The sequence below is a fragment of the Oscillibacter sp. genome, from assembly GCF_032018205.1.
Classification (GTDB): domain Bacteria; phylum Bacillota; class Clostridia; order Oscillospirales; family Oscillospiraceae; genus Oscillibacter.
In genome coordinates, this window is record NZ_DALZOY010000033.1 from 1 (window position 1) to 4,568 (window position 4,568).

A 4,568-nucleotide genomic window follows, 5' to 3' on the forward strand; every position below is an offset into this window, starting at 1 on the left:
TCTGCCCACAATACTTGGCTGGCAACGGCCCGGGAAGACAGGTAGCGCCAACACAAAACTCTGATTTTTTTAAGTCAGAGTTTTGCACATTCCTCCTTAGCTCAGTTGGTAGAGCACGCGGCTGTTAACCGCGTTGTCGTTGGTTCGAGTCCAACAGGGGGAGCCAAAAGAGTGTATTGCCGCCACATGGTGGCGGCAATATTTCTCTCATTAGGTCGGGCCTTTAGCTCAGTTGGTTAGAGCAGTCGGCTCATAACCGATCGGTCCCGGGTTCGAGTCCCCGAAGGCCCACCAATTATGGTCATCGCCTGTTGGGGTTCTACAAGCGAAATAGGGGTATAGCTCAGTTGGTAGAGCAGCGGTCTCCAAAACCGCGTGCCGAGGGTTCAAGTCCTTCTGCCCCTGCCATAAAAGTCTTTACAACAATGGTTGTATGTGATATAGTTTACGCGTTGTTGCGTCACCATATGGCCCGGTAGTTCAGTTGGTTAGAACGCTAGCCTGTCACGCTAGAGGTCGACGGTTCGAGCCCGTTCCGGGTCGCCATAAAATGCTGCTATAGCTCAGCTGGTAGAGCGCATCCTTGGTAAGGATGAGGTCCCCGGTCCGAATCCGGGTAGCAGCTCCATAGATTAACACCTGAAACTTAACTGATTTGGGTGTTTTTCTTCTGTATTTAATACTTTTTGACTTGCTTTGTTATTTTGACGGATATGGCAAAAATTAAGAAACCCATACAAAAACCCATACCGATAAGAAATATTAGGCCGGACAGGGTTAACCTGTCCGGCCTTTTTTATTGCTTCACGAAATATCTGCGCTGCCTGGCTAATACTTTCTTTGCTGGCGTGGGTGTACATTCGGAGTGTGACCGCCTTGTCACTATGCCCCAGGGCCTCCGATACGCTGGCAATATCTGCATTACTGGTGATAGCGACGCTGGCAAACGTGTGACGCAGCTTATGAGGGTGCAACCCTGACACCTGGTATTTTTCAGAGAATTTTTTTAGGTAGCGTGTGGGGCTTTGTGGGTGCATTGGTTTTGGGCTGTGCTCCTGAGTAAAAACATATGCACTGATGGCCTTCCCCGCTTGTTCTGCGCGGAGTTGGCGCAGCATGGCTATGGGTATCATCTCCGGCATATACCGTGCGACTGCGACCATTCTTGGGAGTGTCCAGATACACGCCTTTCTGCTTCGTGTAACACAGATTCCCAGAAATTGTAATGGCCCCAGACTTTAGATCCACACTCTCCCATTTAAGGGCGCAGCACTCGCCGCGTCTGATGCCAGTATCGATCAGCAGATGCACAAGGACGCGCCATTTTAGCGGCTCTGCCTCCAGGGCCGTCATGATCCTCTGAACCTCTTCGGCAGTGTATGCTTCTGGTTCTGTGGGCTTGGTCTCGTCCTTCCTGGGCTTTGGACGCTCAACTTTGTCCATGGGGTTGCGATCTATCATATCACCCAGATAAGCCATTCCGAACAGGCCGTGAAGGATGGTATAGACCTTGACAACCGTACCATGGGCTTTGCCGCTGGCCTGAATATCCAGCAACAAGGCGGAGATCTGCGCCGGAGTGATCTCCGGTAGCTTTGTATCTCCGATAACCGGATATATCTTTTTATCTAGGTAGCTTTGATAATTGGACCTGCTGTTCTCGCTCATTGTAATGGACTTGCTTGGCATGAATACTCTTTCTCCACACTGGCGCAGGGTGAGGATTTTCGCGGCCTCTGCGGCCTCTTGTGCGGCTTTCTGCCGCTGTTCTGACCGGCTTATGACCTCGCCTGCATCACATTGACGCTCAAACTCAGCGGCAACAGAAGCAATCTCCCGATTGATGGATTTCTTACTCCATCCCTCCGGTGGATACCAGCGGGTAGAAAGATAGGTGTTTCCCCTGCCTCGACTTACACGGATTTCATAGAACACCTCGCCGGCTTTATTTGTTCTCTTTCTGGTTGATGGCACTTAATAACCTCCACGCCTCGGGCTTCGGCCTGGGGCGTTTTTTATGTCTCCTCATTTTTGAGGAGACCCCATAATGTGGGTTTAAAATTGATGCCGCCAAAAGTGGCGATATCTCGTGGCTGAAAATTCAGCCGTGAAACCGAAACCTACTGAGCGCAATTTTGGGTTCAGTGAGATCAGCTCAAAATTGAGCCGACCTAACCCCTGAAAAATTAGCGGTTAAATTATTTCTTCTGGTCAAGAGCGGATCAGGTGGGACCGTCCAATTTTGACTCTCCAGTTTTGGGGAACCCTTTTATTCCAAGGGGAGGGGCATAGCCCCGAAAATTTTGGGTTACTTAAAAAAGAAGCAGAAATTTTCTGCTCTATTTAATCTTTAGAATATTACTTACTCTCAGTCTCGGAATCTGCGGAGTCTGGAGTATGCGTCAATATGTTATGCGGGCTGCCTCGGTCTTGGGTGCAGCTGGGATGATTTAAAGCACTGCCGGGATTTTATGGCACAGTTCAAGTCAAGTGTATATTTCTGTACATAATATGGGCTATAGATAGGAAGGGGTATAGAAACTTTCTTAAATTATCTATATCTTGTAGTTTTCGTTGTAAAATTTCTATTACTTGTGTTGCAATTTCTGAGGTTTCCTGCGTATAATAGTAATAACTTATAATGTGAATTAGCAGAAGGGAGGCTTATTTGATGCATACAGCAAGTGATGTCGCGAAGTGGTTCTTGGCACACAACAGGTCCGTGATGGACGACGGTGATTCCGAGTATATATCAAACCTTAAGATTCAGAAACTTTTATATTACGCTCAAGGCACTTTTTTAGCCATTAACGACAGGCCTCTATTCAAAGATGATATTGTAGCATGGAAACATGGACCTGTTGTTGAGTCCGTATATCGCGAATATGCATACAATGGCTCAAATGGGATTGTTTTTGATGAGGACTTCGACTTTAATTCTTTCGCTAAAGAAGAAAACGAGCTTTTGACTCAGGTTTACGATGTTTTTGGGCAGTATTCTGCATGGAAATTGAGGAACATGACCCACGAAGAAACTCCTTGGATAGAAACACAGCAGAGCTGCGTAATTGCAAAAGACGCAATAACAGATTATTTCAAGCGGGTGTATGTTGAATAATGAGTCTTAAGCAACCAGGTAACAAAAACAAAATTAAAAAGGATGGGGTGCCAGAAAGGACGGGATGTTCGTCCGATCAGCACCCTTTCTTTTCTTTCCGATTTATGACAACCAATAAGGCACATTCAATTTCGTTTTTAGAAAGAAGAACTCCTGGCGATCAATTAAAAACTCTCCAAGGGTTATATTCTATTATGGAGAAAATATCGTCTTCTCCTTGGAAAGATTGGGGTGCTCTTTCAAAATCAACCGGATATGAAACAATTACTTATTCTCAACTAAACTTTTCAGCACCTGAAGGAATTCATCTGACTGGCGACACAAAACTTTTTGTATTTCGATTTGATACATTTAGAGGATGTAATAATGGGAGGATCATCGGATTCAAGGATAACCCCTGTGCTGCATTTAACATTATAGGATATGATTTTGATTTTACGGCTTATCCACATGGGAGATAGCTTCTGTATTTCGCTCCTATTGACTCGGATAGTGACGGTTTTTATGGCTTGATTTGTACTCCGACCTGTCTATACGATAATATAGGGATGAGGTCGGAGGTCTACCAGTTCTATAGAAACCCATACAAAACCCATACGGACACCACAAAACAGACTTTTTTAAGCAACGGAATGAAACAGCAAGATACAAAAGAAATGTCCTGTATTTATTGCAGGGTAACGTGCACAAGGCAATAGAACACAAGGTAGTGTCAAGAGTTATGCGCAAAAAGGTTTGCAGCCTCTGAGAGAATGGAGTTACCCGGCAATGGAGGCGTCATCGAGGACGGCCTCCAGGTGCTTCATATTCATGTATTTTTTGTTGCCCCACTGAGTGCCTGCGACATACTGCAGGCGCGCACAGACCAGCATAAGGGCGGAGTTTCCGTCAGGAAAAGCGCCCACCACGCGGGTACGGCGGCGGATCTCACGATTAAGCCGCTCAATGGCGTTATTGGTGCGAATGCGTGTCCAATGCTCAAAGGGGAATGCCATGTAGGTGAGCGTCTCCTCCACACTGTCCGCAACCTTTTTGGCAGCCTCTTTCAGTTTCAGGTCTTTCAAGGCGACAACCACATCTTTGGCCTTTGCCAGTGCAGCAGCCTTGCTCTCTTGGGCATGGATGGCTTTGAGCATTTTGGCAACCAGCTTCCCCTTGGAACGCGGAACAACGGAGAAAACATTGCGGTAAAAGTGGACTGTGCAGCGCTGGTATTTTGCATCGGGAAAGACTTCATACACAGCCTCCAGCATGCCAAGGCACTTGTCCCCGACAACGAGTTTCACTCCCTCAAGTCCGCGTCCCTTGAACCACTGAAAGAAATTGACCCAGCTGGCTTTGTCCTCCTTCATCCACTCGGCGGCGCCCAGAACCTCACGGTAGCCATCCTCATTGACCGCAATCGCTACTAAGATGGCCACATTCTCGTACTCTCCGCCCCAGTTTCGGC

5 protein-coding genes and 5 tRNA genes are annotated in these 4,568 nt (G+C 47.1%); 7 read left to right on the forward strand and 3 right to left on the reverse strand.

Annotation, left to right across the window (positions count from 1 at the left end; all coding sequences use genetic code 11):
• The first annotated feature begins 90 nt into the window (after nucleotides 1-90).
• From RTU96_RS14600 to RTU96_RS14620, 5 genes are all read left to right on the forward strand, one after another.
• Nucleotides 91-166: transfer RNA gene (locus tag RTU96_RS14600), tRNA-Asn, on the forward strand.
• 51 nt (nucleotides 167-217) lie between these two features.
• Nucleotides 218-294, forward strand: a tRNA-Ile gene (locus RTU96_RS14605).
• Between the two features lie 38 nt (nucleotides 295-332).
• Nucleotides 333-408: transfer RNA gene (locus RTU96_RS14610), tRNA-Trp, on the forward strand.
• Nucleotides 409-469: 61 nt separating this feature from the next.
• Nucleotides 470-546, forward strand: a tRNA-Asp gene (locus RTU96_RS14615).
• A gap of 6 nt (nucleotides 547-552) precedes the next feature.
• Nucleotides 553-628 (forward strand) — tRNA-Thr (locus RTU96_RS14620).
• A gap of 4 nt (nucleotides 629-632) precedes the next feature.
• Here RTU96_RS14620 and RTU96_RS14625 read toward each other — a convergent pair.
• Both RTU96_RS14625 and RTU96_RS14630 read right to left on the reverse strand, forming a co-directional pair.
• Nucleotides 633-1,079 carry a tyrosine-type recombinase/integrase gene (locus RTU96_RS14625; RefSeq protein WP_312637388.1) on the reverse strand — a complete coding sequence of 149 codons (447 nt, stop codon included), beginning with the start codon at nucleotides 1,077-1,079 and terminating at the stop codon, nucleotides 633-635.
• A complete protein-coding gene (locus RTU96_RS14630) occupies nucleotides 994-1,974 on the reverse strand; it encodes a tyrosine-type recombinase/integrase (RefSeq protein WP_312637384.1) in 981 nt (326 codons plus the stop codon). The genes RTU96_RS14625 and RTU96_RS14630 overlap by 86 nt, the downstream gene beginning before the upstream one ends.
• 697 nt (nucleotides 1,975-2,671) lie before the next feature.
• On the opposite strand from RTU96_RS14630, the gene RTU96_RS14635 reads away from it, so the two are divergent.
• Both RTU96_RS14635 and RTU96_RS14640 read left to right on the forward strand, forming a co-directional pair.
• Nucleotides 2,672-3,118, forward strand: coding sequence for a type II toxin-antitoxin system antitoxin SocA domain-containing protein (locus RTU96_RS14635; protein ID WP_312637385.1), 447 nt, complete (start codon nucleotides 2,672-2,674; stop codon nucleotides 3,116-3,118).
• Nucleotides 3,118-3,579, forward strand: a complete 462-nt coding sequence (locus RTU96_RS14640; protein ID WP_312637386.1) for a hypothetical protein — start codon at nucleotides 3,118-3,120, stop codon at nucleotides 3,577-3,579. The genes RTU96_RS14635 and RTU96_RS14640 overlap by 1 nt, the downstream gene beginning before the upstream one ends.
• A gap of 297 nt (nucleotides 3,580-3,876) precedes the next feature.
• Here the strand turns inward: RTU96_RS14640 and RTU96_RS14645 are convergent.
• Nucleotides 3,877-4,568, reverse strand: a 692-nt coding sequence (locus RTU96_RS14645; RefSeq protein ID WP_312637387.1) for an IS256 family transposase, incomplete at its 5' end; no start/stop codon positions are given.